Origin of the sequence: Streptomyces sp. NPDC019937 (genome assembly GCF_040631655.1) — a bacterium.
Taxonomy (GTDB): domain Bacteria; phylum Actinomycetota; class Actinomycetes; order Streptomycetales; family Streptomycetaceae; genus Streptomyces.
Genome location: NZ_JBEYAL010000025.1, coordinates 20103 through 46021, shown reverse-complemented (window position 1 = coordinate 46021; position 25919 = coordinate 20103). Strand labels below are relative to the sequence as shown.

Here is a 25919-nt window from a genome sequence, read left to right as displayed (position 1 = left end):
ACAGCAGAAGCAGAGCAATCGCCGGTGCCGCGGCCATGATCGCCCTCGCCGCCCTGCTCGCCGTACCCACCGCGGGCACCGCCCGCGCGGCGGAGCCGGAGCGCCTCACCATCGACCTCGCCACGGACACCGGCGCCTTCCACGGCGGTGCCTCCGGCTCGCTGTACGGGATCTACGGCGATGGCGTGCCGAGCCGCAACATCGTCGAGGGGATGCACGTCCGTACGGTCTCGACGAAGGCGCAGGACGGCCCCCAGCATCCGGGGGCGGACGCGCTGGAGGTCCTTCCGTCGTTCGTGGACTCCGGCGGCAAGGACGTCTACATCTACATGACCGACATCTACCGTGGCTTCCCCTACCAGTGGCCGGGGGCGGACGGCCCCGCGCGCCTCGCCGACTTCGAGGCGAAGATCAAGAAGCAGGTCGAGCAGGTCCTGACCATGGGCGCCTACAAGGACCACGTCGTCTACGTGCCCTTCAACGAGCCCGAAGGGAACATGTTCGGCACGGGCGAGTGGAGCTACAACAAGGTCTCCTGGCTGGAGGACCCGCAGTACTACTTCGCGGCCTGGAAGAAGGTCTACCGACTCATCAAGGGCCTCGACCCGCATGCCCGCATCGCCGGTCCGAACACCAGCGTGCTCTACGACCAGGTCAAGGGCTTCCTGCGGTACGCCAAGGCCAACGACGTGGTCCCGGACGTGATGACCTGGCACGAGCTGTCGTCGCCCGCCGCGGTCCGCACGAGCGTGGCCACGTACCGGCAGATGGAGAGGGAGGCCGGGATCGGCCCGCTGCCGGTCAACGTCAACGAGTACGGCCACAACTACCACCTCTCCGTGCCCGGCCAGGTCGTCCAGTGGGTGTCCGCCATCGAGGAGTCCAAGATCGACGCCGACCTGGCGTACTGGAACATCGACGGCAACCTCAACGACTCCGCCGTCGAGGCCAACAGGGGCAACGGGCAGTGGTGGCTGTTCAACGCCTACGGCCAGATGTCCGGTCACACCGTGAAGGTGACGGCTCCCCACCCCAACCAGCAGTACACCCTCCAGGGCGTCGCCACGCTCGACGCGGCCAAGAAGCAGTCCCGGGCGCTCTTCGGCGGCAAGAGCGGTGACGCCGACGTCGTGTTCGAGAACGTCGACCCGAAGCTGTTCGGCACGACCGTGCGGGCCACCGTGCAGGAGATCCCCTGGACCGGTCAGGTCGGCGACTCGGCCCAGCCGGTCCGGCTCGCGGACCGGGAGGTCGCGGTCGGCGCGGACGGCACCGTGACCCTGCCGATGACCGGGATGAACGAGATGTCGGCGTACCAGGTGATCCTCTCCCCCGGCGGCAACGGCGGAGTACCGGCCGAACCCTCGGTGAGCTGGCGCACGACGTACGAGGCCGAGAACGCCACGTACACCGGCGGCGGCTACTCCAGGAACGGCCCCGAGGGCACGCCCTCGAACGTCGGCGGGTTCGCGACCTCCGGCGCCTACGACGTGGGAGGCCTGCGCACCGGCTCCGACGGTGTGCTCGCCTTCGACGTGGAGGTCCCGCGGGACGGCACGTACGACCTGAGCGTGTTCGCCAACTCCCACAACCTCCACGAACGGGTGAAGGAGCAGGGCCCGACCAACGTCTTCCTGCGCGTCGACGGCAAGGACCCGCGGGAGCTGCGGATGCCGCTCGGCTACAAGTGGGTGGTCTGGGGCCACACCGACACCACGGTGAGGCTCACCGCCGGGAAGCACCGGATCACTCTCGCCGCCGAGGACCCGCGCCTGGGCGTCACCAAGGGCGACGTCATCATCGACAAGATGGACCTGTCCCTGCGCGACCGGATGGTGACCGCACCGGCGGTCTACGAGGCCGAGTACGCGGCCCTGGAGGGAGCGAGGCCGGACTACACCCGGCCCGGAGCCTCGGGTCCCGGCACGGTGCCGCTGAGCAGGGGTGCTTCCGCGAGCTTCTGGGTCTACTCCCGCGCCGACGGCGAGTCGACCGTATCCGTCGACCACCTCGGCGGCGGCCGGGCGGCGCTGTCCCTCAACGGCGAGAAGCTGGAGGTGCCCGCGGTCGGCGGGTCCGAGGGGGGCACGGACCATGTCCGGGTCTTCCTGTCCGGTGGCATCAACAAGATCACCGTCACCGGTGCCTCGCGCGCACTGCTCCTCGACCGGCTGCGCGTCACGCCGGCCGGCGGCGCCCCGGCGACCACGGTGTACCAGGCGGAGGACGGCACGCTGACGGGCGCCGCGAAAGTGACCGACGCCTACACCTTCGCCACCGGTGGGAAGGCGGTCACCGATGTCGGCGACGGCAAGGCCAACGCGCTCTCACTCGACGTCGTCGCCGAACGGTCCGGACGGCACGCGATGACCATCCGCTACTCCAACGCCGAACAGGCGCCCGCCACCCACTACAACCCCGACCCGATCGCGCGCCACGCCGACGTCTCGGTGAACGGCGGGGCGGCCCGCCGGGTGCTCTTCCCGACCACCTTCCACTTCAACGACTTCCGGGAACTGACCGTCCCCGTCACCCTGAAGAAGGGCACGAACCGGATCACCTTCACCGCGGAGGAACTGCCGGACTTCAACGGAGACACGTACAACCAGTACGGCCAGCGGTCTCCTTACGCCCCGGTCATCGACCAAATCGCCGTCACACCGCTCACGCGGGAGTAGCCCGCGCCCGGACCGGATTCACAGCTTCTCGAAGGGGTCGTGCTCGGCGAGCAGCTTCTCCACACGCGCCTGGTCGACCCGGCTGACGATCTGCCCGGCTTCCTGCCGGTCCCGGATCACCTTGGCGAGGGTGAACGCGGACGTCACCAGGTAGAGGACCGCGATGGCCAGGAAGCCGCGCACCCAGGCGTCGGCGTTCAGCTGGAAGATGCCGATGGCGGTGGCCGCCATCGCGACGGCGAAGGAGGCGATCGCCTGGCCGTGGAACGCGGCCGTGCTCTGCTGCTTGACCGGTGTCTCACTCATGCGGACAAGGATCGGGGGGCCTGGACGGCTCCGTATCCGCTCGGATACTCAGGACGTACTCAGATCCGGTGCGGATCCCCCACGGGCTGGATCCGGGCGTGCAGGAGGCAGAATTCGTTGCCTTCCGGGTCGGCCAGGACGTGCCAGTTCTCGGTGCCGGTCTGGCCGACGTCGGCGGGCCTGGCGCCGAGAGCGAGCAGCCGCTCCAGCTCGGCGTCCTGGTCGCGGTCGGTGGCGCTGACGTCGATGTGCAGCCGGAGCTTGCCGGGCCGCGGATCGCCGCTGGGGCTGAGGACGAGGGTGGGCCGCGGGCCGCCGAAGCCGACGCCGGGCGGGCCGATCTCGATGCTTCCGTCGTCCTCCCGGCCGAGTTCGACGTAGCCCAGGACCTCGCTCCAGAACGCGGCGAGCCGGTCGGGATCGGCGCAGTCGATGACCAGCTCACTGATGCGGCATGCCATGCCGGTCAGTGTACGAAGACCACGCCCCGGGATGCCATCGGAATATGCGGCGCCCTCACCTGCGATGATCCTTGGGGCGGTGCAGGTGGCCACGGGCGATGAGTTCGACGGTGCAGGCGACGGCCACCGCCTGGATCGCCATCAGGGCGACGAGGACGAACAGTTGGACCGCTCCCGCCGCGACGGGACTGGCGCCGCCCAGCAGCATGCCGACGAAGGCGCCCGGGAGCGTCACCAGGCCAACGGTGCGCGTCTGGTCGAGACCAGGCAGCAGGGCGTCCGACGCGGCCGGGCGCGCGATCTCCAGGCGTGCGTCCCGGTCCGACAACCCCACGGCCAGCCCCGCCTCGAACTCGCCGTAGCGCAGGTTGAGTTCGTCCAGCGCCCGCCGGCCCGACAGCACGGTCGCCGTCAGTGCCCCGCCGATGAAGATCCCGGTCACCGGAATCAGCACGATGCCCTTCGGCGGCACCAGGCCGCTCAGCAGCAGCACGCTCACGACCGGCAGCACGCTCAAGCCGATGGGCCACAACGTCACCCACCACGATCCGTCCGTGGTCAGGCGCCGCCCGGCGGTCCGCACCGCCACGCCCAGCATCACGGCCAGGAAGGCCACCGTCGCCAGGGGCGAGCGCACCACCCACGCGATGATCGCGGAGACGGCGGCCAGTTGGAGCGCGGCACGCACCCCGGCCAGCAGGACCTGCCGGGCCCGGTGCGTGCGCGCGTCCGGCGACAGCCGGAAGAGGGCGACGACCCCGGTCGCGGCCAGGAGGAGCAGGACGAGCAGCACGGCCAGCGTGGTGTTGACCGGCAGAAGGGAGGAGGCTGCGCTCGGACGCATCGTGCGGCCACCTTCGGAGTGAATGAGCTGTACGAGGGAATCCGCGGCCGGCTGGTCAGCGGATGTCAGCGGCTCTCCTCCCCCTGGGCGACTTCGACGTCGTGGTGGAAGGCGAGCACATCGGTCGTCGCGGCGCCTGCCGACAGCAGCGCGCAGACGGCGAGGAGCAGGGCGGCGCCGCGCCTGACCGGGGCCGGTCTTCCCGCGGGCGCCAGGAGCGCGGCGACGCGCCGCGGGACCGGGCCGGCGGCCGCCGCGGCCGCGAAGTCCGGGCGGGCGGAAGGCGAGGCATGACCGGCCAGCGCGGCCCGGGCGATGGCCCGGGCCGTGAGGCGCCGGTCCCCGACAGCACCGGCGGCGGCCTCGTCGGCGGCGCGTTCGGCGGCGAGCCGGATGTCGGCGCGCAGCCCGCGCAGGGCGGGGTGGCAGTGGGCGGCGAGTTCGGCGGCGGCGAGGAAGTAGTGGTGGCCGGCCCGGTTGTGGGCGCGCTCGTGGGCGAAGAGCGCCTCGCGCTCGGCCGGGCCGAGACTGCGCAGCATGGCGGTGGTGACGACGATGCGCTGCGGGCGGCCGGGCAGCGCGTACGCGTCCGGGTGGGGCGAGTCGATGACGCACAGGTCACCCGCGGCGGGGCGGCTTTCGGCCTGGCTACGGGCGGCGCGGAAGGTGCGGGCCTGACGGAGGGCCGAACGTCCGAGGGTCCAGGCGCAGACGGTGAGCGCGCCGGTGGCCAGCGCGGCCGCGGGCAGGACGACCAGGTCGGAGGGGGTACGCAGGGGATGCACCAGCTCGCCGAGCGCCGCGAACGGGGGAAACGTGAGCAGTCCGGTCAGCACCAGGGCACCCAGGGCGGCCACGCACGCGCCGGCCAGCAGCAGGGCGGAGGCGGTCAGCACCCACAGCGCGGTGACCGGGTCCAGGCGGGCGAGGGCGTGCCGGGCCGACGGCGGTGCCGCGAAGGGCAGCAGCAGGGGAACCAGCAGCAGGGCGCTCACCGCTCCTCCGCCTCCAGCAGCCGGCGCAGGACCTGCTCGTCGTCGGCGCTGAGCTGGGCGACGAACCGGGCCAGGACCGTCTCCCGGTCGGTGTCCCGCGCCAGCTCCCCGTGCATGCGCCGGGCAGTGAGCCCGGGGGCGTCCTGGACGGGGAAGTAGGCGTAGCCGCGGCCCTGCCGCTCGCGGCCGACCACACCCTTGTCGTGCAGGCGGGACAGGATCGTCGTCACCGTCGTACGTGCCAGGCCGACGCCGAGTTCGAGCTGCACGCGGCCGGGGGTGAGCGGCGCGTCAGCGGCCCACAGAGCGGCCATGACGGCGGCTTCCAGCTCGCCCGCCGGGCGCCGTTCGTCCTTGTCGTTGGTCATGGGAACGATCCTCACCCCGCCATCGTCTACAGTTCAGTAGACCGTCTACAGGATTGTAGTCACTCGGGTGCCGTTTCGGCGGCGCCCGTCCGTCCAGTATGAAAGGGCCCGCGCCGATGGCCGCACCCCCCTTCGCCGAAGCATCACAGCCCGCGGTCGGCGGCTCGTCCCTCGACGCCTCGGCCTACACGACTGTCGTGGACCTGTCGCATCGCGCCCCCGGCTGGCTGGACGGCGCGGTCACCGCGTGGTCGGCCTACGGGCTCGTGGTGTTCGCCGCGCTCATGGTGCTGGGCTGGTGGCGGGCGCGCCGCGCCGGGCCCGGGGCCGCGTTGACGGCCCTGGCGGTGCCGGTGGTCGCCGTGCTGGCGTACGCCGTGGACTCGGTGCTGAAGCTGGTGGTGCGCGAGGACCGGCCCTGCCGGAGCCTGCACGTGAGCACGCTGGAGGCATGTCCCGCGCCGGGCGACTGGTCCTTCCCGAGCAACCACGTGGCCATCGCCGCCGCGGCCGCGGTCGCCCTGTTCTTCGTCTCCCGCCGGCTCGGCGCTCTCGCCGCCGTGGCCGCCGTGGCGATGGCGGCGTCCCGGGTCTGGATCGGTGTCCACTATCCGCACGACGTGGTGGCCGGTGCCGTGGTCGGCACGCTCGTCGCGCTGGGCGCCGGGGGTGTGCTCAAGCAGTCCTCGCGGGCCCTGGCCCGGCGGATCGCGGCCACCCGGCTGCGGCCGCTGCTGCTGCCATGAAGCGCTGCCGGTGGCCGCCCACACGGTTCATCACGGAAACCACAGTCGCGGACGAAGGAGCGATGGAGGACCATGCGCCACAGGATCCTGGTCGTCGAGGACGATCACGCCCTGCGTGACGTACTGCTGCGCGGGCTGCGGGAGGAGGACTTCGACCCGGTGCCGGCCCCCGACGGCGCCACCGCCCTGCGCCTGGCCTTCGGCGGCATCGCCGCGGCCGTGATCGACGTCGGGCTGCCCGACGCGGACGGGCGGGACGTGTGCCAGGCGATGCGGGCAGGCGGGTTCCTCTCCCCCGTCGTGTTCCTGACCGCCCGCCACGGACTCGCCGACCGGTTGTCCGGGTTCTCCGCCGGGGGCGACGACTATCTGCCCAAGCCGTTCCACCTCGCCGAACTCGCCGCCCGGCTGCGCGCCGCGCTCAAGCGCGCCGGGCCCGGCCCCGCGGCCGGCGCCGGGGACCTGGTCCTCGACCCCGTCCGGCACAGCGCCACCGTCGGTCGTGCGCAGGTCGACCTGACCCCGACGGAGTTCCGTCTGCTGGCCACCCTCATCGCGGCCTCCGGCGGCATCGTGCGCCGGCGTGAGCTGGTCCGGGCGGGCTGGCCCGAGGGTGCGCAGGTCAGCGACAACACCCTCGACCAGTACATGACCCGGCTGCGCCGCAAACTGGGCGAAGTCCGCAGTGAGCTGACCATCAGCACCGCCCGCGGGGTCGGGCACCGGCTGTCATGACCACCGTGCTCACCCGGCTCGCGCCGCGTACCTTGCGCGGCCGCCTCTCCCTGGTCGCCCTGACCACCGCCGCGCTGCTGATGACACTCCTGACCGTGGTGTTCAACACCGTGGTCCGCCACCATCTCCAGCGCCAGGCGGACGACGAGCTGCGCACCCGGGCGGCCGCCGTCGCCACGACCGTCGACACGAGCGGCCCGAGGGTGCGGGTCCTCGAAGCCTCCGACGACGGGCTCCTCGACGCGAACGTGTGGATCTACGCGGGCACCCGGTTGCTCGAACAGCCGCCGTCACCCGCCGTTCCGCTCACCCGAGCCGCCGGACGGCTCGTCGCCCGCGGCGGGCGGGACTGCGCCACCGTCGCCGCCAGCGGCCACGGGGACGGGGGCATACGGCTCTGTGCCCGGCCCGTGCGCGGCGGCGGCAAGCCGGCCACGGTGGTCACGGCCCTGGACCTGGCGCCGTACGACGGTTCGGCGGACACGCTGCTCCTTGGTTCGCTCGCCCTGGACGCGGCGATGCTCGGCTGCACCTACGTCCTCACCCGGCTGGCGGTGGGCCGCGCGCTGCGTCCGGTCCGCACCATGACCGACCAGGCCACCCAGCGGAGCACGGTCGCCTCCGAGGAGCGCTTCGGCTCGGTGCGGCTGCCGAGCGAGCTCGCCCGCCTGGGCGCCTCCCTGGACACGCTCCTGGACCGCATCCGCGCGGTGCTGCGCCACGAGCGGCAGCTCACCGGGGAGCTCTCGCACGAACTGCGCACCCCGCTCAGCCGGATCGTCGCCGAACTGGACTGGTGGCGGACCCGGCCGCGCTCCGCCGCCGAGACCCGCGCCACCCACGAGGTCATCGCAGACGCCGCGCGGTCCATGCTGACGATCTGCGAGACCCTCCTGGATGACGCCCGCGGCGGCACACCCACCACGGGCACGGCCGAGGTCCGGCCCGTACTGCGCCAACTCCTCGCACGCCTCGACGTCCCGGCACACGTGACGATCGATCTCGCCGATCACCACGCCCACCAGGGAGGCGACACCGCCGAGGGCCTGGAAGCCGGAATCCCGCCGGCCCTTCTCGAACGCATCGTGAGCCCCCTGCTCGCCAACGCCCTCCGGTATGCCCGGTCCAGCGTGGTCGTGCGCACGGCCCGCGAATCCGGCAGCGTACGCGTCGACGTCACCGACGACGGGCCCGGCGTACCGGGCCCGTTCGCCGATCAGCTCTTCCAGCCGGGCCGGCGGGCCGATCCCGGGGACGGACACGGCGGAGCGGGCCTGGGGCTGCCGCTCGCACGGCGTCTGGCCCGCGCGGCCGGTGGTGAGGTGTCCTACGACAGCGGCCACGCGCCCGGGGCGAGGTTCGTCGTCAGCCTGCCGACCGGCTGACCCGGGTCTCGATGACGTCCTTGCGTGTCACCGCCAGATACACGACCAGGCCGAGGATGACCGCGAGGAACAGCACGCTGGTGACCACGGTGCCAAGGCCCAGTCCTCCGCTCCCGGACGGCTGGGAGAGGTAGTCGCCCACCGATGCGCCGAGCGGGCGGGTGAGCACGTACGCGATCCAGAAGCTCCCCACCGCGTTCAGGCCGAGCGCGAGGTGTGCCACCGCGACGGCGGCGATCGCCAGGGCGAACAGCGCCGCGGACACCCAGTAGCCCAGGTCCATGCGCTCGGCGACCAGATCGCCGGCGGCGGTGCCGAGGGCGAAGGTGAACAGCACCGCGAGCCAGTAGAAGGACTCGCGGCTCAGGGAGTCGATGCCGTGGATGGACAGGGTCCGCTCCCGGCGGTACCAGACGGTGAACACGATCGCGAGGACGACCGCGAACACCGTGGTGCTCGTCGTCAGCGGCACGCCCATGTTGTCCGTGAGGTTGTCACTGATCAGCGTGCCGACGATGCTGATCAGGGCCACGGCGAGCCAGTACACGCCCGGGCGGTAGGCCGAGGTGCGGAACTGGACGACGAGCACGACCGCCAGCAACGCGCTCATCAGCAGCGACACACCGGTCAGGCCCAGACCCAGCTTCTCGTTCAGCATGTCGGCCGCGGTCTCGCCCACCGTCGTGCACAACACCTTGATGACCCAGAAGTACACGGTGACTTCGGGCACCTTGTTCAGGCGGAGGCGGTGACCGGGCGGGGCGGCGGCAGGGCTGTGGACCGTGGAGGTCTCGGAAGTCTCGGATGTCTCTGATGTCATAGACCCGACCGTGTCACCGCATACCTGAACGTTTCCTGACCGGTGCGCGGCGCGGCCGTCGCGCCCACGGGCTCAGCCGGGTACGCCCTTGCGCGCGGCCGGGTCCACATAGAGGCGCAGCCCGCCGAACGGATGGAGGGGCCAGCCCAGGGCGTACGCCGGTGGCTGGCCGTGCGCCGTGGCGAGGGCGGCCACCGGCGTCCGGCGCGCGGTCCGCAGGAGGTCCGCCCGGGTGGTGTCGGCGTTGTGGCCCCGGGTCTGCGCGGAGGAACAGCCGGCGTAGAAGGCGATCGGGATGGCGTCGTGTCCCGTCAGGAGGCACGGCGGGCGTACGCCGAGGTGGTGCAGCTCGGCCGCGGTGCGGGCCCACTCGCGGTGGGTGGCGGTGGTGCGGTCCACGGCGTGGTCCAGCACCGCGAACTGCACGGCCAGGTGCCCGGCGAGACCGAGCGCCACGAGGGCCACGGCCACCGGGCGCCAGGCCCGGCTGGAGGCGGTGACCAGGTGGACGAGGGCGTCGGCGGCGGGTATCGCGAGCAGCGCGTAGGCAGGGAGCAGGAAGCGGGGCGCGGCGTACCCGATCATGAACAGGTAGGGGATGGCCGCCGTCGTGGCGCAGGCCAGCGGCACGAGGGTGCCCGCGGCGCGCCGGGCCTTCACCGCGACCACGAGCCCGGCCACCACCACCAGGGGGAGGGCGTACCACCACGCGGTGACCGCCACACTCGGCATCGGCCCGGTGCACGGGCGGCACAGGGCACGCCCGCCGAGGCTCCGCAGCTGGTCACCGATGGCGATGTGCCAGCCGAGGCCGCCTTGGATGCGGGAGCCGTCGGACAGGCGCTGCGCCGGGCCGCCGTATCTGACGTATGCCTCGACGATCCACTCCGCCGCCCCGGCCGCCAGCCCGGCGCCGAGTGCGAGCAGCAGCCGGATGTGCCGTCCCCGGCGGCGTACGCCCACCGAGAGGGCGAGCAGTGGCAGGCTCACCCAGACCGCGTCCGTGGGCCGCATCCACGCCATCAGCCCGGCGTTCGCGGCCACGCCCCACAGCGCGGCCCGGTCGAGGCGGTCCGCCCGCGCGCGCAGGAAACAGCCCACGCCCGCCAGGGCGCCGATCGCGACCCAGTAGTTGGGCATGGCCTGCGGGCCGTAGAACAGGGTCACCCAGAGCGTCGCGAACAGGGCGCCCGCCAGGGCCAGTACGCGCGGGGGGAACAGCCCGCGCCACACGCGCAGGGCGAGGAACAGCGCCAGTCCGGACAGCAGCGCCAGATAGACCCGCAGCAGTGCCGTGGACGACGACCACTCGGCGATCGGCGCGACCAGCAGCGAGATCCCACGGGCGCGCGGTGCGCTGAAGAACGCCGCCGGGGCGTGTCCGCTGACCTGGCTGACGTAGACCGCCTCGTCCCAGCCGAGGCCCATCCCCGGCCGCACCAGGACCAGTTGCGCGAGGGTGAAGGCGCCCGCCACGAGGGCGAGCCAGTACCGGCCTTCGGAGCGCCGCGATGTCCGGGCGGCCGACGGTGGGGTGCGGCGCTCGGTACCGGCGAGCGGGATGTTCACGGTCCCGGTCATCATCCGCCCTTCGTTCCTCCTGGCTGCGGGGTCGGAAAACCCTACGGGGCGCGAGGTGAGAGCCGGATGCGGAGAAGGCATGAAGGCGGTAAGAAAACGGGTGAACCAGCCTCCGCCGCTCCGGCGGCCCTCAGGAGACGCCCGTCAGGGTCTTCTCCTGAGCGGTGGCGGTACGGCGTTCTTGAACGTGGGCGTAGCCCATGAGGCCGACCAGGACCGCGAGCAGGACGGCCGACGAGCCCGCCGTGCCGAGGTCGAGGCCGCCCTTGGCGATCGGCTTGGTGAGGAAGTCGCCGGCGGTGGCCCCGAGGGGGCGGGTGAGCACGAAGGCGATCCAGAACAGCACCACGTTCGGCACGACGGGCACCCGCATCAGGGCGGCGAGTACGGCGAGCACTCCGGTGACGAGCAGGGCGCCGCCCGCGTAACCGAGTCCGGAGCTGTCGGAGAGGAAGTCACCCATCGAGGTGCCGAGCGTGTTCGATACGAGGATCGCCGCCCAGAAGAGGGCTTCGGCACGGAAGGTGACGATGTCGCGGATGGCGAACGTCAGGCCGGTGACCCTCCAGACGACGAAGATGACGACCAGCAGCGACATCAGGATGACGGCCCCCACCGGGTAGCCCAGCCCCAGGCCCTGGGGCCCCCAGCCGAGCGACGTCGCGCCATCGGTGAGGAATGTGGCGCTGGCGTCCCGGTTCATGAAGTCGGACATCGTGGTGCCCGCCATGCTCGTGGACAGGATGACGGTCCAGTAGAAGAAGGGGTTGTAGCGCCGGGAGCGGAGCTGGACGACCAGCGTGATCACGAAGATCAGGAACAGTGCGATGGTGGTCAGGAAGTAGCCGATTTTGAGGGTCTGGGCGAAAAGGTCACCGGCCGTCTCGCCGAGGGTGGTCGCGGCGACCTTCATGACCCAGAAGGCAAGCGTGACCTCCGGCAGTTTCCGCGGCACGTACCTGTCGGTGCCGGCGACGTCGATGTCGGTGAGGACTTCGGGCTCGGGCAATGTCGGTCCCTCCGGGGCGGCGGCAGACGGCGGGTACGAGACACACCGCGCACAGCGATGGCCTCGCCCACGGTCCGACGCTTCCAGCCGAAGCCTGAACGCATCCTGAACGCCGCGGAACCGGAAGGGTGTTCGGGCCCTCAGCTCATGCGGCCAGCGTCTGGGCCACCGCCACCGCGGGCACGCGCGCCACCGGGATGCGCACCGGCGCGACCGGCGAACGGGCGGGCCACACGCGGTACGTGGTCTTGGCCGGGTCCACCAGGGCCTCACCGAGGGTGATCCGTCCCTCGGCGTACAGCCTGTCGCATTCGGGGGTGGGCAGGGCGACGTAGCACCCTCCCCTGTTGGTGGCGGAGTCGTACGGCTGCCAGTAGCCGTACCGGCGTCGTCCATTCGCGTGCACGGTGAGGAACACCGGAGTACGGGAGTCGGACATGACGCGGAGAACGCCGGCGCCGGCCACGTCGAAGGGAGCCTCGGAACGGGAGCGGGACTGGTAGCGGACGGGGGACATCAGGATTGCCTTTCCGAGGGGCCGGGGCTCAAGATCATCTACCCAATTAAAGCAGCGATATGATCTCGCGTACACAACTTCCGCTCGAGCAAAAGGGCTTGGGCTCTCCCCCGCCCCGGCCCACACGTGGGGTGTCAGCCGTCCGTGGACCGGACGGTGCTCATGATCTTCTTGATCTCGGCGGCCGTCAGCGCGTTCGGCACTCCCTGGTCCGCGTAGATCACCCAGCCGTGCATGGTCCCGTCGGGGAGCTTTTGGGCGATGCTGTGCACGATCGCCTTCGGCGGGACGCAGGAGCTGGGCCGGTTGGTGACGGTGACCTCGGCGGTCGCGGTGTAGCCGTCGAGACCCCCCTGCGCGATCGGCTTGGCCGGGCTGACCTTGATCTTGGGCTTGTGGTCCTCGCCGCCGTACGCGGCGAAGCCCCAGTTGCCCGCCCAGTTACGGGCGTTTTCCTGGAGGGAGCCGTCCTTGCCGCCGCCCGTGGTGCCGACGGTGGCGAGCTGGCCCTTGCCCGCCTCGCCGATGGCCTTCGGGTTGGGGCTCGACCCGCAGCCGCCCTCACGGTAGTTGGCGGTTCCGGTCATGACGACGATCGGCTGACCGCCCTTGTCCGTGTAGGACAGGGCCGTGCCCTCCTCGATCAGCTTCCACTTCTCGGCCTTGCCGGGCACGTCGTAGCGGAAGTGGTGCTTCTGCGCGGTCTGCGTCTGCCACCCCGGGACCGACGGCTGATCGCCCGACGGGCTCGCCGGGCCGGAGGACGCGGACGACCCCGCCGAGGGCGCCTTGGACCCCGCGGCGTCGGCGCTCTTGTCCGTGGCCTTGCCGGTGTCGTCGTTGCATCCGCTCACGGCGACAACCATGCCGATGCCGACGGCCGCGATCAGGGTCTTCTTCATGCGCCGGGACGGCGTCCGGGTGGACTGACGGTATTGGGCGACACGCTCGATGATCTTTGACTGAGACATGATCGGCACTCTAAGCGCACCGCGCCGCCGCCCCTCCCCCGGGTGGACGCTCATCACAAGACGGGTACCACCTCGTGACACATCGCATAGGACCGATACACGCGGCGGTCCCCGGGCCGGGCGGCGGCGGTGGGCCGCGGGTCAGCGTTCCCGGAGCACCCGGACGTCCCAGGGCCGCAGCCTCAGCTCCTCCCCGGCCCGGTGGTCCGTACCGTCGAGCGCGTCCCGGGCCGCCGCGGGGAGCCGGATCGGCACCTCGTCCCAGGACCAGTTGTGCACGAAGCGCACCCTGCGGCCGTCGGGGGCGGTGGCGCCCGTGCAGGTGACACTTTCCTGGGCGAACCTCCAGGCGCCTTCCCGCTCCGGGACGGCCCACCGGAACAGCGCCCTGGCCAGGACCGGGTCCGGCACGGTGCCCACGTACGTCACCCGGCCGTCGCCATGGGGGTGGGTGGTGATGGCGGGCCAGCGGCCGAAGTGCGGGTGATCGTACCCGGCCAGGACCTGCGCGCCGTCGGCCTGGAGGCCGTCGACCCAGCGGGTGGCGGCCGCCCCGGTCGGCAGGGTGAGCGGGGAATCGGCTGCGGGGCGGACCGGCACGTCCTCGGCGAGGTTGCTGAACTCGTCGTACCAGGCTCCGGCCGCCTCGGCGAGGCGCCCGGGCATGACATCGGTGCGGGCCCTGGCGCACGGGTCGCCGTAGCCGGTGCGCGGGCCGAGCACGAGGTGGCCGCCCGCGGCGGCGTAGTCGCACAGCCAGTCCAGCGTCGTGTCGTCCGCGCTGTACATGCCGGGTACGACCAGCACCGGGTGCCGCTCGGCGGCTTCGCGCGCGCCTGTGTCGGCGAGGCGGTCGGCGTGCAGGATGCGGACCTGGAGCCCGGCGTCGAACGCGCCCCGGTAGAAGGGGTCGAACAGTCCCTGGTAGGAGCGCTGGTCCGGGCCGCCGTCCGGCCCGGCCAGCGGCGGCTGGAACGCCAGCGCCCACTTGCTCGCGGAGGAGTGGACCATCGTCACATCCGCGTCCGGGGTCAGACCGGCGACCAGGTCGCCCGCGGTTTCGAGCTCCTGGCCGATGCGGGCGATCTCCTGGTAGACGCGCCCGGGACGGCCGTTGTGCGGCAGCACGCCGCCCCAGTAGGTCTCCGTGCCGAAGTGCAGCGTGTGCCAGTGCCAGTACTCGATCATCCGCGCCCCGCGCGAGACCAGGGCCCAGGCCGTCTGGCGCCATTGTCCGTCGTAGGCGGGCCGGTTGTTCCAGGAGTGTCCGATGGCCTGGGCATCGGTCTCGGTGACCAGGAACGGCTCCTGGCGCGAGGAGAACATCCGGTCCGCGCTCTCGTACAGCGCCCAGGTCCCGTTGGTCGTCCAGGCCTGGCCTCCGGTGCCCCGGTCGGGCAGGGCGAGGCCGTCCTGCATGGTGTAGTACGCGTTGCCCGCGGTGATGTCGAGCCCGGCGGCCAGGGCCTGGTCGTCCAGCGCGGGCCGGTCGTAGGCGATGCAGGTGGTGACGAAGTGTTCCGGGCGGGCGTACTCGCGCACGATGTCCGCCTGCCAGCCGATGAACCGCGTGGTCTGCTCGGCCTGGAAACGCCGCCAGGCCAGGTCGTACTGCGGCTGCGCGTTGCCGTCCGGGGTCCACAGGTCGGCCCATGTCGACAGCCGGTGCGACCAGTAGACCAGGCCCCACTCGCGGTTCAGGGTCTCCACATCGCCGTAGGTGGTGCGCAGGTGGTCCACGAAGCGCTGGAACACACCGTGGTTGTGGAACAGCTCGTTGCCCGGTTCGTTGTCGACCTGGAAACCCAGCAGCGAGGGGTGGTCGGCGTAACGGGCCAGGATGGCGCGGGTGACGCGTTCGGCGTGGAAGAGGAAGGCGGGGTGGGTGAAGTCCACCTCCTGCCGGGCGCCCCAGGGAATGCGCTCGCCGGTGCGCCGCTCCCCCGCGATCTCGGGGTACAGCCGGGCCAGCCACGGCGGTACGGCGTACGTCGGCGTTCCGAGGACGACGCCGATGCCGCGCTCATGCGCCCCGTCGAGCACCGGCCGCAGCCAGTCGAGGTCGAACCGGCCGTTCTCGGGCTCCCAGGTGGACCACACCGACTCGCCGACCCGGATGACGGAGAATCCCGCCCGCTCCATCAGGTCCAGGTCGGTCTTGAGCCGGTCATACGGCTGGTACTCGTGGTAGTAGGCGGCGCCGAACAGCACGCGCGGGGGAAGCTCGGACACAAGTCCTCCTCTGTCGAGGGTTACGGGAGCGGGCGGGGGCAGTGGAAGCGGTGGCGGGCCCGGTCAGCCCTTGACCGCGCCCGCCGACAGCCCTTCGAGCAGTTGCTTGCGCAGCAGCAGAAAGACCAGGACGGTGGGCACGGTGGCGAGCACCGATCCGGCCAGGACGAGGTCGTACTGGCGGTTCTCCGCCTGGAAGAGCGTCTGAAGCCCCAGGGGGAGGGTGAACTGGTTGATGTCGGAGACCAGGACCAGGGGCCACAAGAAGCTGTTGTAGCTCTGCAGGAACGTCCACACCGCCAGGGCGCCGAGCGACGGGCGCAGCAGTGGCAGGACGACCTGGCAGAAGATGCGGAACTCCCCGCAGCCGTCGATCCGGCTCGCTTCCAGCAGTTCGTCCGGGACGCTCTGGATGATGTACTGCTGCATCATGAAGATCCCGAAGGCGGGAGCCACCCACGGCACGACCAGGGCGAACCAGGGATTGCCCAGCCCGGTCTTGACCAGGATCACGAACAGTGGCACGAGGATGACGGCGAACGGGATCGACAGCGAGCTGAACATCACCGCGAACAGGAACGTCCGCCCGGTGAAGCGGTACTTGGCGAAGCCGAATCCGGCCAGCGCGCAGACGAAGACCGATACGGCGGTCGCCAGGACGGCCACCACGGTGCTGATGAGGAACCAGCGCGTGAACGGCTGACTGTCCAGCAGATGCCGGTAGTTGGCGAGGGTCGCCGGGCTGGGCAGCAACCGGGGCGGGTAGGCGAAGATGTCGCCACGCGGCTTGAACGATCCGCTGAGCGCCCACAGCAGCGGCCCGGCGAAGGCCAGCAGCAGGGCCGTCAGGGCGGTGTAGAGCAGCGCGCGTGAGGAGGTCCGGTATCCGCGGGTGCGTGGCGGAGTCGAGGTACTCATGAGGACCTTCCGATGCCGAGCAGCCGGTTGAAGACCTGGCTGATGGTGAAGACGAGCGCGAACAGCACCACTCCGGCCGCCGCCGCGTAGCCGAACTGCTGCCTCTCGAAGGCCGCCCGGTAGATGAACATCGCCACCGAGAGCGTGGCGTCGCCCGGTCCGCCGCGGGTGAGGAGGAAGGGCTCGTCGAAGATCTGCGCCGCGCTGATGAACGAGGTCACCGCGACGAATCCGGTCACCGGCTTCAGCGCCGGCAGGGTGACGGTGGTGAACGTGCGGAACCGTCCCGCTCCGTCCAGCTCGGCCGCCTCGTACAGCTCGCGGGGGACGTTCTGCAGCCCGGCGAGGAAGAAGATCGTCAGATAGCCCGCCCAGCGCCAGAGCATGATGAGGCTGATGCAGACCTTGGCCAGGGTCGGATCGCCGAGCCAGTCGAATCCGCCGAGCCCGAACACCGCCCTGAGCGCCGCGTTGGCGAGTCCGAACTGCCGGTCGAACACGAGGCTGAAGATGAGGGCGACGACGATGGGCGACACCACCATGGGGATGAAGAAGGCCACCCGGAACAGATCTCGTGCCCGAAGGCCCCGGGCGTTCAGGCCCTGGGCCATCATCAGCGCCACGGGAACGATGACGAGCACGCTCACCAGGACGTAGACGCCGGTGTTCTGCAGCGCGCGGTGGAAACTGACGTCGGTGAGCAGATGGGCGTAGTTGCGCAAGCCGACCCAGTGCGGGGGTCCGAGCCCGACCCATTCGCACAGGCTCAGACCGACCGCCGCGAGGACCGGTAGGACCATGAACAGGACGTACAGCACGTAGAACGGTGCGATGAACAGGTACGGGGCGCGGGTGGGGCCACGCCGTGGGCGCGACGCGCGGCCGCCGGTGGAGGTGACGGCCCCGGTCGTCGCCGCCGTCGCGGCCGCCGAGCGGACTCCGTCCGCGGGGATGCTGGTCATCTGCGCCCCTCCTATCGGCTCGCCTGAGCACGGAAGTCGGACGTGGCACGCCGCAGCGCCTCGCGCGGGGAGAGGTCGCCGCGGTACGCGCGGATCAGGTAGCCGCTGAGCACGTCCGTGAGGATGGACTGGTCCGGGCTCTGGTAGTAGGCGGGCACGTGGTCCGCGAGCGGGGCGAAGACCTCGAACAGGCGCTGCCCGCCGCAGAACTCGTCCTCCAGGGCGAGGAGTTCGGGGCTGCGGAAGACCGAGCGGCGGGTCGGCAGATAGCCCAGCTCGCGGTAGCGGCGGATCTGGCCTTCCTTGGTGAGCCAGGTGGCGCGCAGGAAGTCGGCGCCCGCCGTGGTGTTCGCCTTGCCCGTGATCGCGGTGAAGCCCGTGCCCCCGGCGACCGAGGTGCGACCACCACCGGCCGAGAATCTCGGGAGCGCCCGGATGCGCCACCGTCCCGACTGCTCGGGGACGTTCGGCTCGAGCCCGAAGGTCTTGTACCAGCTCGCCATCCACAGCCCCGCGACGCTGCCGCGCTTGAGGGCGGTCTGCATGCTGGGGCCGTAGAAGTCGGCGACGTCCACGAGGAAACCGCTGCGCAGCCCGTCACAGATGAACCGGAGGGTCTCCTCGGCCTCGGGCGAGTCCAGGGTGCTGCGCTGGTCCGCGTCGAAGAGCGCGCCCCCTCGCTGGTAGAGGAGGATGGCGAAGAGCTGCACGACCTGGTTCAGATCGCTGCCGGTGGACACCGCGCCCAGGGAGACCCGGTGTTTCGCGTACAGCCGGGAACCGGCTCTCGCCAGTTCCTCCCAGGTGCCGAGGTCGGCGGGTATGCCGTACTTCGACAGGAGGTCGTCGCGGTAGTAGTAGACGGTGATGGGTGTGTCCGAGTCGAGCGCGTAGAGCCTGCCGTCGACCGTGTAGGGGGCTCGGCGCGCCGCGAGCAGGTCGTCGCCGAGCGGTGCGACGTCCCTGGTCCAGTCGCGCAGCAGGCGGGCCGACAGGTCACCTCGCAGCATGCGCGCGTAGTTGCCGATCTCGAAGCCCATCACATCGGGGGTGCCGCGTCCCGCGACGGCCTGGGCCAGGAGCTTGGTCACCAGGTCCTGGGCTCCGGCGCGGGTCACCCGCAGCCGGTAGGAGAACCGGGTGGCGCGGTCGGCGCGGGGCACGGCGTGGGTGAAGAAGTCCTGGTACCCCTGGTCGTGGGTCCACAGCGACAGCGTCACGGGGCCGGAGGTGCGCACGCTCGCCGCCCGGCCGTGTCCACAGGCCGAGGCCGCTCCGGCCACGGCCAGGGTTCCGGCTCCGGCGGCCCACCGCAGCAGGGTCCGGCGCGGGGCGGGGCCGGGGCTCGGCGGAGGTGGCGCGCGGTGGGAACCGGGCGTCTTCCGGGGCGTGGGGGAAGGAGGGAGGTCTTTCATGTGTGGCTCCTCATCAAGGCGTGTGCTTGCTGAGTGGTGCGGGGTGGGCATGGCTCGTCAGCCGTCCTGCGGCAGCCGGGGGAACGGCGGAGCGTGGTGGCCGGGGGCGGTGTGGGTGCGGTGGTGGCGGCGGGCGGCGGATACCCGCCGGGTGTCAGGCGGGTGTCAGGGGCGCGGGGGCCGGCCGCTGGAGCGGCGGACCACCAGCCGGGCGGGCGGATCGTCCCGGGTGGGCGCCGGGGCGTCCGGGTCTTCCATCTGATGGGCGAGCAGGTCGAGTCCGTGTGCCGCCACGGTGTCGAAGTCCTGGCTCACGGTGGTGAGCGGCGGCGAGAGGTACGCCGCGGAGGGGATGTCGTCGTATCCGACGACGCTGACCTGGTCCGGCACGGCGAGCCCCGCCTCGGCCAGGCCGCGCATGACGCCGATGGCCATGTCGTCGTTGGCCGCGAAGACCGCTGTGACCCCCGGGGTACGGGCCAGCCGCAGTCCGGCCTCGTAGCCGGAGGAGGGCGACCAGTCGCCCTCGACGCACTCCGGTTCCTCAGCTCCCGCCTCCCGCAGGGCCCTGCGCCAGCCTTCCCTGCGGTCGCGCGCCGCCCACCAGCGGTCAGGGCCCGCCACGTGCCATACGGTGGTGTGTCCGAGGGAGAGGAGATGCCGGGTGGCCGCCATGCCACCGCCGGCTCCGTCCGCGCCCGTGACCAGGGCCCGGGTCCCCGGAGCAACGGTCGGCATCCGGCCGAAGCTGAGGATCGGAACCCCCGGGTCGAGGGGAGGGGCCTCGCCCTCGTCGATCGGCTCGGACAGCACGATGCCGTCCACGCCCTGGTTCAGCAGGGATTCGATGGCGTGTGCGATGCCGGAGGGCTGGCCTTCGAGTGTCGTCACGACGCTGAACGAGTAACCGGCGACGCTCGCCGCCCGCTCCAGCGCGAACAGCAGCGACGCGGGGCCGTAGAGCGCGGTCCCCAAGGACACCACGCCGATCCGGCGGAAGCGCCCCTGGAGCAGCGCGCGGGCGGCGGTGTTGGGCCGGAAGCCCAGCTCGCGGGCGGCCCGCAGCACACGGTCGCGGGCCTGTTCGCTCACGTACGGCTCCCCGTTGACGACCCGGGACACCGTCTTCTGGGACACCTGGGCCAGCCGGGCGACCTCGCGCATCGAAGGGGGCCGGTGCCCCGGCCGGGACCCTGAAGGCGGGGTCTGGGATTCGGTGCCGGACACAACGCTCCCTTCGAGCACGATCCCGGGCGGTGCCGGATCACGCGATGACTGACTGCGTAGTCATATGGGCGAGCGCGGCGGTACGGCCCGCCCTGACTACGTAGTCAGGCGACTATGCACCCGCCCTCCGGACACGTCAATGGTTCACGCGAACGTGCTTCCACCGCGGCCCGGCACCGGGTACCGCATCGATCATGCGCGCGGCACGGAGACCGGCTCGTAGTCGAACCAGTCGAAGTGCGCGGCGCCGGCCGAGGCGTACATGCCCATGACCCGGCCGGTGAAGCCGCCCGCCACTTCGGTCGACAGGTAGCGGCCGTCGAGCGTGGCCAGCTCGACGAACGTGCCGTCCGGTCCCTCGAAGCCGAGGGAGAGGGTGTCAGGGCCGGTACGCGCGTCGTTCACGATCTGTACGGCGGCCACCTCGATCCCCAGGATCAGGGGCCCGACGGGTACCGGCCGAGACGCCACCACGGTGTGCAGCGGGCCGATGCGGACGAGTACGCATACCTCGCCGGATGCCGCCTCGATGGCGTAGTGGTGCTGCTCGTCGAGGCGCACGGCCAGCCCACCGCGTCCTTCCGCCGGGTCGATCAGGGTGCGCACCCGGCAGGACAGGTGTTGCTGGCGTCGACCGACGAACATCACGTCGGGATCGCCGAGGGAGCTTCCGAGGGCGCGCAGGGTCAGCCACCCGGCCCGCTCGTTCGTGGTGCAGTTCTCCGCGGGGCGCCGACGCGGCGAAACCCAGCACGGGGCCAGGTCACCGGGGTCGAAGTCGTCCCGGACCGGCACGACGGCACCTGGCCGCAGCGGCCACGGCGGAGCGGGCAGGACGAGCGACAGCTCGCCGACGACCGGCCACCCGTCGACCCAGCTCACCGGCGCCAGGAACGTCTCACGGCCGAGCACGTGCCAGCCGGGAGTGCCACCGCCCGGGCGCACCCCGAGCAACACCATCCACCACGAGCCGTCGGGCGCCCGGACGAGGTCCGCGTGTCCGGTGTTCTGGATGGGGTGGTCGGTGCCGCGGTGCGTCAGGATCGGGTTGTCCGGGCACGGCTCGAACGGGCCGTTGGGCGTGCGCCCACGCGCGATGGAAACACCGTGGCACCGCTCGGTGCCGCCTTCGGCGATGAGCAGGTACCAGTAGCCGCCGATGCGGTACAGGTGCGGTGCTTCCGGGGCCTTGGCGCCGTCGGTGCCGGACCAGAGCCGGCGCGGCGGACCGAACGACTGGCCGGTGCGGGGATCGATACGGACCTGCTCGACCCCGGCATAGGTGCACCAGCAGTTGCCCTCGTCGTCCCAGGCGAGATCCGGGTCGATGCCGGGGACCCCGGCCAAGCGGACCGGATCGGACCAGGGCCCGGCCGGGTCGGTGGCGGTCACCAGCAGGTGGCCACCGTCGTTCACGTTGGTGGTGATCAGCCAGAACCGGCCGTCGTGGTGGCGCAGCGTGGGCGCGTAGATCCCGCCGGAGGAGGGGGCGTCGGGCGGCAGGCGCAGTTGGCTCGGCCGGTCCAGGGCGTTGCCGATCTGCGTCCAGTGCACCAGATCCCGGCTGTGGAAGAGGGGCACACCGGGGAAGTACTCGAAACTGGAGCACGCCAGGTAGTAGTCCGCGCCCACCCGGCAGATGCTGGGGTCCGGGTGGAACCCGGGGAGCACCGGGTTCTCGATGGTGTGGTCGCCCGTCTCGGGCCTGCTCGGCACGCTCATGAGTCTCCCCGTCCACCGTTCGCCCGAATCCGGGCCGACCCGCACTCCCGCACTACCCTGCCCGCCGATGATGGCGGTCAGTCACGGCGACACAACCACCCCCGTTGTGGGGGGGGGGATATCCCCCACTGCGGTCCTGGGGTGCGCCGGATCGCGCCCGGTCGGGGGCGAACCTAGCGTTCAACCATGACCGCGACCCTGCGAAAACACCTCGCCATGGCACTCGGTGTCGCCACGCTGCTCGCCGCCGGGGTGGCCGCCGCCGCCCAACCCGGCGGCCCCTCCCCCGCGGAGCAGTTACGCCGGGACACCGAGGCGATCCACGCCCTCGGCGTCAGCGGTGTGCAGGCCCGCGCGATCGCGCCTGACGGCCGGCAGTCGGTCGCCACCAGTGGCACCGCCGACCTCAGCACCGGCCGCCCGGTTCCTTCCGACGGCTACTTCCGCATGGCCAGCACCTCCAAGACGCTGGTCGCCACCGTGGTCCTCCAGTTGGACGCCGAGGGCGGGCTCTCCCTGGACGACACGGTCGACCACTGGCTGCCGGGAGTGGTGCGGGGCAACGGCAACGACGGGAGCCGGATCACCATCCGCCACCTGCTCCAGCACACCAGCGGCATCCACGACGATCTGCCCGGATACACCACGCCGGAGGAGTACTACCGGCAGCGCCACGACATCCACGGCCCCGAGCAGCTGGTCGCCCGCGCCATGGCCCACGCGCCGGACTTCCCGCCCGGCGAGGGCTGGGAGTACTCCAACACCGGCTACGTCCTGCTCGACATGATCATCCAGAAGGCCACCGGCCAACCCGCCCACCGGGAGATCGAAGACCGCGTCCTGCGCCCGCTCGGCCTCGACCGGACCCGGTGGATGGGCACCTCGCCCACCCTGCCCCGGCCGCACGCCAAGGCGTACCAGCTCTTCGGTCCCGGTTCCGTGGTGGACGTCACCGACCAGATACCGGTGGACCACGAGAACCTCTCGTGGGTCACGACCACGCGGGACGAGAACGACTTCCTCCGCGCGCTGCTCACGGGCCGCCTGCTACCGGCGCGGCAGCTGGCCGAGATGAAGCGGACCGTCCCCGTCAGCGCGGAGGTCCAACGGCTGTGGCCCGGCGGCCGCTACGGGCTCGGCCTGGTCGAACGCCCCCTGAGCTGCGGCGGAACCTACTGGAGCCACGAGGGCGGGGACGGCGGCTACATCACCCTCAACGGCGTCACCGACGACGGCAGGCGAAGCTCCGTGGTCTCCATGTCCGAGGCGCGCGGCGACACCCCGGAACACATCCTGGACCAGGAGAACGCGGCCAGCGCCCTGATCGACCACGCGCTGTGCGCCGGGAGCCCCGGCGCCCCGTGAGGCCGCTCCGTCGCGGGTCCCGGACCGCCTCATGGTCCGGCCGGTGCCTTCAGCAGTTGGTTCAGCTCCTCCCCCGCGTCGTCGTACCCGGCGTCGGAGATGCGTTGCAGTTCGCGCAGATCGCCGAGCGCGACCGCGCGCCGGGTGAGCAGGAGCCCGGCTCGCATGGACCCCTCGTCCAGCAGCTCGCTCAGCTCCTCCAGGTCGCCGGCCGCGCCGGCGAGGTCGGCCAGCCGGTCCAAGGCCGTTTCGTTGCCCTCGTCGGCCAGTGCGCGCAGGGTCTCCCGATCGATGTTCGTGTTCGCCATGGCGTCATGGTGCGACCCTGCCCCAGGGGAAAGGTCAAGTGGCACGATGACCGGGTGATCACCATCGGACAGCTGGCCGGATACGTCGGGGTGTCGACCAAGACCATTCGCGTCTACCACGACAAGGGGCTGCTGCCCGAGCCCGACCGCGACGCGTCCGGCTACCGGCGGTACGGCGCGAACGACGCCATCGACCTGATCAAGATCCGCACGCTCGCCGAAGCCGGTGTCCCCCTGGCCCGCATCCGGGACCTGAGATCGGCGACCGACGCGGACTACCAGCAGGCGCTGCGCGAGATCGACGTCGAGCTCACCGCCCGCATCCGTGGCCTGCGGGCGGCACAGGGACGCCTGCGCCGGCTCGCCGCCGGGGATCTGTCGCCCCTGCCCGCCGAGGTCGGTGCCCATGGGGAGGACCTGGTCCGCTGGGGGTTCACCCCTCGATGGGTGGAGCTGCAACGCGACCTGTGGATCCTCGTCTTCGCCACCCACCCGGACCAGGCGATCACCCTGTTCCGGGAGCAGGCCGAGATCCTGGCCGACCCCGCGCTGCGGCAGCTCTTCCTCGACTACGACCGCGCCCACGACCTCGACGCCGACGACCCCCGCATCGACAGCCTCGCCCGCCGGATCGCCGACGCGACCAGGGAACGCTACGGACCCGGCGAACCGCCCGCGCTGGACGCGGCCTCCGAGATCCCCGCCCTCGTCCAGGGCACGGTCAACGCCGCGTCCCCGGCGTGGCGGCGACTCGACACGCTCATCCGCGCACAGCTGGACACATGACGCGACGCCACGTGCCGATCGGGGGGCGACGCGGTGGGCCGGATCAGTCGTGCGTGGTGGCCGATGGGGCGGCGATGGCGGTGAGCTGGAGCTTGGTCTCGTCCTCGCTGCCGGGCACGGCGGTCATGATGACGATCTTCAGCTCGGAGTCGCCGTCGGTCAGGACGTCGCAGTCCACCGTGACCGGGCCCACCGCCGGGTGGTCGATGGTCTTGTGGTCCTCGCGGTGCGCGGACACCTCCCCGGTGGCCCACAGCTCGGCGAACCTCCGGTTGCCCGCGCTCAGTTCACGGATCAGCGCCGCCAGGCGGCTGTCCCGGGGGAAGCGGCCGGTGGCGCGGCGCAGGTCGGAGACGACGGCGGCGTCGGTGGCGTCGCGGTCCGCCTCGATCACGGGCCACAGGGCGAGGCGGGCGGGTCCGGTGTCCACCGGGAACCTGTCGCGGGCGAAGTTGCGCAGCCGCGGCGGCGAGGCGGAGGGGTCGCCCAGCAGGGCGGCCCATCCACGGTTCCACCACACCAGCTGCCAGTCCGCCGCGAAGACGGCGACCGCCACGTCCCCGAGGCGGGTGAGCACCCGCTGCATGCCGGGCGGGAGGTGGTCGGAGATCGCGCCGTCCCCCGGCGGTGCGAGCTGGGCCAGCCGGTACAGGTGGTCCCGCTCGGCGGTGGACAGCTGCAGGGCACGGGCCAGGGACGCCACGACCGCCGCGGAGGGTGTCGTGGCCCGACCCTGTTCCAGGCGCACGATGTAGTCGACCGACACCCCGGCCAGGTCGGCGAGCTCTTCGCGCCGCAGCCCGGCCGCCCGGCGCCCGCGGGCCCCCGACAGCCCGGCGGCCGCCGGGGGCAGCCGGTCCCGCCACGTACGGATCATCGCGCCCAGTCCGGATGCGGGTGTCGTCGACATGGCCTCCATCCTTCCGCATCCCCGGTCGTGCGTGGGGGCGCGAGGGTGGTATCCGTCTTCCTACCGTCGAAGCGTCCGTGGTCCGCCTCCGCCATCAAGGCCAGTATCGAACACCTGACGACCCCCTGGCGTCAGGCGGCGCGCGTCAGCTCGATCCGGCCGAACAGGAGGGCGTAGCCGGGGGCGAGCTGGGCGAGGATGCGGTCCATCAGGTCGTCTCCCGCGAGGTGTGCGACGATCCTGAGGACGGAGCCGGTGTCCCAGCGCGCGGTGGCGGGGGTACCGCCCAGCCGGGTGGCGAGGTCCTTGACGAAGCCCCAGCCAGTGAGGGGTTCGCGGTCGGGGATCTGGTCGGCGAGGATCCGGGCCGCCTCCACGGGCAGACGGGCGGCGAGGTCGACCCGCTCGTCGCCGGTGAGCTGCCGGCCCAGGCCGGTGAGCACGGCGCGCACGACCGTCTCGGCCCGTTCTCGAGTGGGGTACGCCCCTTCGTAGCGGACCTTCTCCAGCATCTGGTGGAACGTCATTTCCGCGGTGACCGGGGCGTATTCGGACTGGACCGGCATGGCTGGCTGGGTCGCCTTTCTCGTCATGCTTGCTCGTCGTGTTGGTGTGACGCGAGTGATCGCGAAGGGCGGGGCGGAGAACGGGAAGGGAG

General features: G+C 71.8%; 25 protein-coding genes. 6 read left to right on the top strand and 19 right to left on the bottom strand.

Features of this window, described 5'->3' with window-relative positions; all coding sequences use genetic code 11:
• Window positions 1-35: 35 nt before the first annotated feature.
• Complete coding sequence (locus tag ABZ562_RS24685; protein ID WP_361483721.1) at window positions 36-2678, top strand: CBM35 domain-containing protein; 2643 nt, start codon at window positions 36-38, stop codon at window positions 2676-2678.
• Between the two features lie 18 nt (window positions 2679-2696).
• Here ABZ562_RS24685 and ABZ562_RS24680 read toward each other — a convergent pair whose 3' ends face one another.
• The 5 genes from ABZ562_RS24680 to ABZ562_RS24660 form a co-directional block, all read right to left on the bottom strand.
• Window positions 2697-2984, bottom strand: coding sequence for a YiaA/YiaB family inner membrane protein (locus ABZ562_RS24680; RefSeq protein ID WP_055554640.1), 288 nt, complete (start codon window positions 2982-2984; stop codon window positions 2697-2699).
• A 59-nt stretch (window positions 2985-3043) separates the two neighbouring features.
• A complete protein-coding gene (locus ABZ562_RS24675; protein WP_361483570.1) occupies window positions 3044-3445 on the bottom strand; it encodes a VOC family protein in 402 nt (133 codons plus the stop codon).
• Window positions 3446-3500: 55 nt separating this feature from the next.
• Window positions 3501-4289, bottom strand: a complete 789-nt coding sequence (locus ABZ562_RS24670; RefSeq protein ID WP_361483567.1) for an ABC transporter permease — start codon at window positions 4287-4289, stop codon at window positions 3501-3503.
• A gap of 65 nt (window positions 4290-4354) precedes the next feature.
• On the bottom strand, window positions 4355-5284 hold the full coding sequence (locus ABZ562_RS24665; protein WP_361483564.1) for a M48 family metalloprotease: 930 nt from the start codon (window positions 5282-5284) through the stop codon (window positions 4355-4357).
• The gene (locus ABZ562_RS24660) at window positions 5281-5652 is read right to left on the bottom strand and encodes a BlaI/MecI/CopY family transcriptional regulator (RefSeq protein ID WP_361483561.1); all 372 of its coding nucleotides are present in this window, start codon (window positions 5650-5652) and stop codon (window positions 5281-5283) included. The genes ABZ562_RS24665 and ABZ562_RS24660 overlap by 4 nt, the downstream gene beginning before the upstream one ends.
• Window positions 5653-5768: 116 nt before the next feature.
• Here ABZ562_RS24660 and ABZ562_RS24655 point away from each other — a divergent pair, with 116 nt between their 5' ends.
• The 3 genes from ABZ562_RS24655 (at window position 5769) to ABZ562_RS24645 (ending at window position 8518) form a co-directional block, all read left to right on the top strand.
• Window positions 5769-6398, top strand: a complete 630-nt coding sequence (locus ABZ562_RS24655) for a phosphatase PAP2 family protein (RefSeq protein ID WP_361483558.1) — start codon at window positions 5769-5771, stop codon at window positions 6396-6398.
• A gap of 72 nt (window positions 6399-6470) precedes the next feature.
• Window positions 6471-7133, top strand: coding sequence for a response regulator transcription factor (locus ABZ562_RS24650; RefSeq protein ID WP_361483555.1), 663 nt, complete (start codon window positions 6471-6473; stop codon window positions 7131-7133).
• On the top strand, window positions 7130-8518 hold the full coding sequence (locus ABZ562_RS24645) for an ATP-binding protein (protein ID WP_361483553.1): 1389 nt from the start codon (window positions 7130-7132) through the stop codon (window positions 8516-8518). Before ABZ562_RS24650 ends, ABZ562_RS24645 begins: the two co-directional genes overlap by 4 nt.
• Here the strand turns inward: ABZ562_RS24645 and ABZ562_RS24640 are convergent.
• From ABZ562_RS24640 to ABZ562_RS24590, 11 genes are all read right to left on the bottom strand, one after another.
• Window positions 8499-9338 (bottom strand): hypothetical protein, encoded by an 840-nt coding sequence (locus ABZ562_RS24640; RefSeq protein ID WP_361483550.1) that lies wholly within the window; start codon window positions 9336-9338, stop codon window positions 8499-8501. The genes ABZ562_RS24645 and ABZ562_RS24640 overlap by 20 nt on opposite strands.
• Before the next feature lie 72 nt (window positions 9339-9410).
• On the bottom strand, window positions 9411-10919 hold the full coding sequence (locus tag ABZ562_RS24635) for a hypothetical protein (RefSeq protein ID WP_361483719.1): 1509 nt from the start codon (window positions 10917-10919) through the stop codon (window positions 9411-9413).
• A gap of 130 nt (window positions 10920-11049) precedes the next feature.
• Window positions 11050-11928, bottom strand: coding sequence for a hypothetical protein (locus tag ABZ562_RS24630; protein WP_361483547.1), 879 nt, complete (start codon window positions 11926-11928; stop codon window positions 11050-11052).
• Between the two features lie 145 nt (window positions 11929-12073).
• Complete coding sequence (locus ABZ562_RS24625; RefSeq protein WP_361483544.1) at window positions 12074-12445, bottom strand: hypothetical protein; 372 nt, start codon at window positions 12443-12445, stop codon at window positions 12074-12076.
• A gap of 134 nt (window positions 12446-12579) precedes the next feature.
• Window positions 12580-13416 (bottom strand): hypothetical protein, encoded by an 837-nt coding sequence (locus tag ABZ562_RS24620; protein WP_361483541.1) that lies wholly within the window; start codon window positions 13414-13416, stop codon window positions 12580-12582.
• A gap of 141 nt (window positions 13417-13557) precedes the next feature.
• Window positions 13558-15648 carry a beta-galactosidase gene (locus ABZ562_RS24615; protein WP_361483538.1) on the bottom strand — a complete coding sequence of 697 codons (2091 nt, stop codon included), beginning with the start codon at window positions 15646-15648 and terminating at the stop codon, window positions 13558-13560.
• A gap of 63 nt (window positions 15649-15711) precedes the next feature.
• Window positions 15712-16566: a carbohydrate ABC transporter permease gene (locus ABZ562_RS24610; protein ID WP_361483535.1), complete on the bottom strand. Its 855-nt coding sequence runs from the start codon at window positions 16564-16566 to the stop codon at window positions 15712-15714.
• Window positions 16563-17528 carry a sugar ABC transporter permease gene (locus ABZ562_RS24605; protein ID WP_361483532.1) on the bottom strand — a complete coding sequence of 322 codons (966 nt, stop codon included), beginning with the start codon at window positions 17526-17528 and terminating at the stop codon, window positions 16563-16565. Before ABZ562_RS24605 ends, ABZ562_RS24610 begins: the two co-directional genes overlap by 4 nt.
• 11 nt (window positions 17529-17539) lie before the next feature.
• Window positions 17540-18943, bottom strand: a complete 1404-nt coding sequence (locus tag ABZ562_RS24600) for an extracellular solute-binding protein (protein WP_361483529.1) — start codon at window positions 18941-18943, stop codon at window positions 17540-17542.
• 165 nt (window positions 18944-19108) lie between these two features.
• A complete protein-coding gene (locus ABZ562_RS24595; protein ID WP_361483718.1) occupies window positions 19109-20107 on the bottom strand; it encodes a LacI family DNA-binding transcriptional regulator in 999 nt (332 codons plus the stop codon).
• A 255-nt stretch (window positions 20108-20362) separates the two neighbouring features.
• Window positions 20363-21886, bottom strand: coding sequence for a glycoside hydrolase family 43 protein (locus ABZ562_RS24590; RefSeq protein ID WP_361483526.1), 1524 nt, complete (start codon window positions 21884-21886; stop codon window positions 20363-20365).
• A gap of 192 nt (window positions 21887-22078) precedes the next feature.
• Between ABZ562_RS24590 and ABZ562_RS24585 the strand changes: the two genes are divergently transcribed.
• Window positions 22079-23257: a serine hydrolase domain-containing protein gene (locus ABZ562_RS24585; protein ID WP_361483523.1), complete on the top strand. Its 1179-nt coding sequence runs from the start codon at window positions 22079-22081 to the stop codon at window positions 23255-23257.
• A gap of 29 nt (window positions 23258-23286) precedes the next feature.
• Here the strand turns inward: ABZ562_RS24585 and ABZ562_RS24580 are convergent, their stop codons facing one another.
• Window positions 23287-23565, bottom strand: a complete 279-nt coding sequence (locus ABZ562_RS24580) for a hypothetical protein (RefSeq protein WP_361483520.1) — start codon at window positions 23563-23565, stop codon at window positions 23287-23289.
• Window positions 23566-23619: 54 nt separating this feature from the next.
• Here ABZ562_RS24580 and ABZ562_RS24575 point away from each other — a divergent pair, with 54 nt between their 5' ends.
• The gene (locus ABZ562_RS24575; protein WP_361483517.1) at window positions 23620-24351 is read left to right on the top strand and encodes a MerR family transcriptional regulator; all 732 of its coding nucleotides are present in this window, start codon (window positions 23620-23622) and stop codon (window positions 24349-24351) included.
• A gap of 43 nt (window positions 24352-24394) precedes the next feature.
• Here the strand turns inward: ABZ562_RS24575 and ABZ562_RS24570 are convergent, their stop codons facing one another.
• Together ABZ562_RS24570 and ABZ562_RS24565 are read right to left on the bottom strand one after the other, a co-directional pair.
• The gene (locus tag ABZ562_RS24570; protein ID WP_361483514.1) at window positions 24395-25261 is read right to left on the bottom strand and encodes a helix-turn-helix transcriptional regulator; all 867 of its coding nucleotides are present in this window, start codon (window positions 25259-25261) and stop codon (window positions 24395-24397) included.
• Window positions 25262-25392: 131 nt separating this feature from the next.
• Window positions 25393-25827 (bottom strand): DUF2267 domain-containing protein, encoded by a 435-nt coding sequence (locus tag ABZ562_RS24565; protein ID WP_361483716.1) that lies wholly within the window; start codon window positions 25825-25827, stop codon window positions 25393-25395.
• Window positions 25828-25919: the final 92 nt, after the last annotated feature.

Bases quoted from the DNA above. Each gene is read 5' to 3' on its own strand.
- ABZ562_RS24685 (WP_361483721.1), top strand. From the start codon at position 36: ATGATCGCCCTCGCCGCCCTGCTCGCCGTACCCACCGCGGGCACCGCC.
- ABZ562_RS24680 (WP_055554640.1), bottom strand. From the start codon at position 2,984: ATGAGTGAGACACCGGTCAAGCAGCAGAGCACGGCCGCGTTCCACGGC.
- ABZ562_RS24675 (WP_361483570.1), bottom strand. From the start codon at position 3,445: ATGGCATGCCGCATCAGTGAGCTGGTCATCGACTGCGCCGATCCCGAC.
- ABZ562_RS24670 (WP_361483567.1), bottom strand. From the start codon at position 4,289: ATGCGTCCGAGCGCAGCCTCCTCCCTTCTGCCGGTCAACACCACGCTG.
- ABZ562_RS24660 (WP_361483561.1), bottom strand. From the start codon at position 5,652: ATGACCAACGACAAGGACGAACGGCGCCCGGCGGGCGAGCTGGAAGCC.
- ABZ562_RS24655 (WP_361483558.1), top strand. From the start codon at position 5,769: ATGGCCGCACCCCCCTTCGCCGAAGCATCACAGCCCGCGGTCGGCGGC.
- ABZ562_RS24650 (WP_361483555.1), top strand. From the start codon at position 6,471: ATGCGCCACAGGATCCTGGTCGTCGAGGACGATCACGCCCTGCGTGAC.
- ABZ562_RS24645 (WP_361483553.1), top strand. From the start codon at position 7,130: ATGACCACCGTGCTCACCCGGCTCGCGCCGCGTACCTTGCGCGGCCGC.
- ABZ562_RS24640 (WP_361483550.1), bottom strand. From the start codon at position 9,338: ATGACATCAGAGACATCCGAGACTTCCGAGACCTCCACGGTCCACAGC.
- ABZ562_RS24635 (WP_361483719.1), bottom strand. From the start codon at position 10,919: ATGACCGGGACCGTGAACATCCCGCTCGCCGGTACCGAGCGCCGCACC.
- ABZ562_RS24625 (WP_361483544.1), bottom strand. From the start codon at position 12,445: ATGTCCCCCGTCCGCTACCAGTCCCGCTCCCGTTCCGAGGCTCCCTTC.
- ABZ562_RS24620 (WP_361483541.1), bottom strand. From the start codon at position 13,416: ATGTCTCAGTCAAAGATCATCGAGCGTGTCGCCCAATACCGTCAGTCC.
- ABZ562_RS24610 (WP_361483535.1), bottom strand. From the start codon at position 16,566: ATGAGTACCTCGACTCCGCCACGCACCCGCGGATACCGGACCTCCTCA.
- ABZ562_RS24605 (WP_361483532.1), bottom strand. From the start codon at position 17,528: ATGACCAGCATCCCCGCGGACGGAGTCCGCTCGGCGGCCGCGACGGCG.
- ABZ562_RS24600 (WP_361483529.1), bottom strand. From the start codon at position 18,943: ATGAAAGACCTCCCTCCTTCCCCCACGCCCCGGAAGACGCCCGGTTCC.
- ABZ562_RS24595 (WP_361483718.1), bottom strand. From the start codon at position 20,107: ATGCGCGAGGTCGCCCGGCTGGCCCAGGTGTCCCAGAAGACGGTGTCC.
- ABZ562_RS24585 (WP_361483523.1), top strand. From the start codon at position 22,079: ATGACCGCGACCCTGCGAAAACACCTCGCCATGGCACTCGGTGTCGCC.
- ABZ562_RS24580 (WP_361483520.1), bottom strand. From the start codon at position 23,565: ATGGCGAACACGAACATCGATCGGGAGACCCTGCGCGCACTGGCCGAC.
- ABZ562_RS24570 (WP_361483514.1), bottom strand. From the start codon at position 25,261: ATGTCGACGACACCCGCATCCGGACTGGGCGCGATGATCCGTACGTGG.
- ABZ562_RS24565 (WP_361483716.1), bottom strand. From the start codon at position 25,827: ATGCCGGTCCAGTCCGAATACGCCCCGGTCACCGCGGAAATGACGTTC.